The sequence below is a fragment of the Psychrobacter sp. FME5 genome, assembly GCF_014861375.1.
GTDB lineage: Bacteria > Pseudomonadota > Gammaproteobacteria > Pseudomonadales > Moraxellaceae > Psychrobacter.
This window is the reverse complement of sequence record NZ_RRYX01000216.1, coordinates 1-1,647: the sequence shown is the minus strand read 5'-3', so window position 1 is coordinate 1,647 and position 1,647 is coordinate 1. Positions and strand designations below refer to the sequence as shown.

Below are 1,647 nucleotides of genomic sequence, written 5' to 3'. Positions count from 1 at the left end.
AAAGCAAGATGATATATTTGAGGTTATGAAGACACAAATACAGATCAATTGCCCCAACTGTCCCAGTCTTTCGATCAATGGTATAAAAAGCTATGGTAAGCAGAACTACCAATGTAAGGACTGCAAACGACAATTCATTGGTGACCATGCCTTACCCTATCATGGCTGTTATTCTAAAATAGAAGGCAGCATACGGCTAATGACGGTTAGAGGTCGTGGTGTTAGAGATATTGCTGTTATAGCCTCAGTTAGTACTGGTAAAGTGCTCAGCACTATAGGCTCATCCATTTATAAGATTGCGCCTAAAAAGTACTACTATTAACGCTTAGAGGTTGATGAGTTCTGGACTTATGTGTATCGAAAGAAGCGTAAAGTCTGGCTTATTTAGGCTTATGACCGCGCTACAAACGAGATAGTTGCTTATGTTTGGGGCAAACGTGACTTGCGTACAGCCAGAAAGCTACGTTCCCACCTGGGACCGCTTAAAGTGAGCTATAGCTCTATTAGTATGGACAATTGGAACAGCTTCATAACTGACTTTAAATCAGATCATAAATGAATTGGAAAACAATATACTGTAGGTATAGAAGGCAATAATTGCCGCCTTAGATATCGATTACGTCGAGCCGTTCGAAAGACTTGTTGCTTCTCTAAAAAGCTCGACAATCACTCAACAGTGTTTGATTTGGTATTTTTTTATATCAATTATGGATACGTCTGATGTCAGCATATTTTTTAGAACACCACCAAAAAATGGACTTATCTCCTAAAACATAAAATTAGTTGATATAATCCTGAAGTAATTGCTACTATCATCTATTTTGAATAGATATCCCGATAAACAGGACGTTAATATGAAAAACTTAAACCTTATAGGTATTGCTGTTATTTCAGTATTATCCTTGGCTGCTTGTGGTGAAGAGGGAAAGAAAGTTCTAAGCACTCAGCATTACATTGACAATCCAAGTGAAATCAAAAAAATAAAGGATAAATGCAAAGCAGAACGCGATAAAGGGTATACAGTTGAGGGCGCGCTTAAGGAAAACTGCAGGAATGCTGGTAAAGCACGAAATAAATTGGTTGGAGCCGCATTAGGTTAAACAGACGTACCAATCATCTCTATAGCTAGAAAATAAATAACGTGTGACAATCATAGTTTTTTGAGCCTTTCATAAAAAGCGTGTAACTGCTTATAATCCACTAACAGGAGAATAAGCAAACCCCAATATTACTCCTGATTATTTCGTAAAACGTTAAGATACTGTTAAGTAGCATGAGAAGGCGCTTGGTAGCGCTTTATTCTGCTAGGTTATGTTAAGTACATCATTCTTCGTTATATTAAAGCTGATAAAAACGTACCAAAAAAATACTGGTATTGTCACCTAGGCAAAGTATCGGATAGAAAAGATTTAGCGTTAAACGGTCGCTTTGACAGTAAAGGCACTTATCAAGAAATTGCCAAATAACCACAGTCAGACTTTAAACGCTTAAATCAGTTCATTCAGTTTCTGCTTTATATCTTAGATTAACACATGAAGTGCAATACCAAATGTGAGGTGAAAAAAAGACCTAGATGCGCTAGCATCAAAGTTTTTATCCACCGACCAAAGTGAGATTGCAACCATGAACTATACACATCTAAGCCTA

Annotated in this window: 1 protein-coding gene and 1 pseudogene; both read left to right on the top strand. The window is 37.2% G+C overall.

Annotated elements, in window-relative coordinates:
- Positions 1-25: 25 nt before the first annotated feature.
- A pseudogene (locus tag EI161_RS14260) lies at positions 26-721 on the top strand (IS1 family transposase).
- A gap of 133 nt (positions 722-854) precedes the next feature.
- Positions 855-1,100, top strand: coding sequence for an EexN family lipoprotein (locus EI161_RS14255; RefSeq protein ID WP_192523105.1), 246 nt, complete (start codon positions 855-857; stop codon positions 1,098-1,100).
- The last annotated feature ends 547 nt before the right edge of the window (positions 1,101-1,647 follow it).

Bases quoted from the DNA above. Each gene is read 5' to 3' on its own strand.
- EI161_RS14255 (WP_192523105.1), top strand. From the start codon at position 855: ATGAAAAACTTAAACCTTATAGGTATTGCTGTTATTTCAGTATTATCC.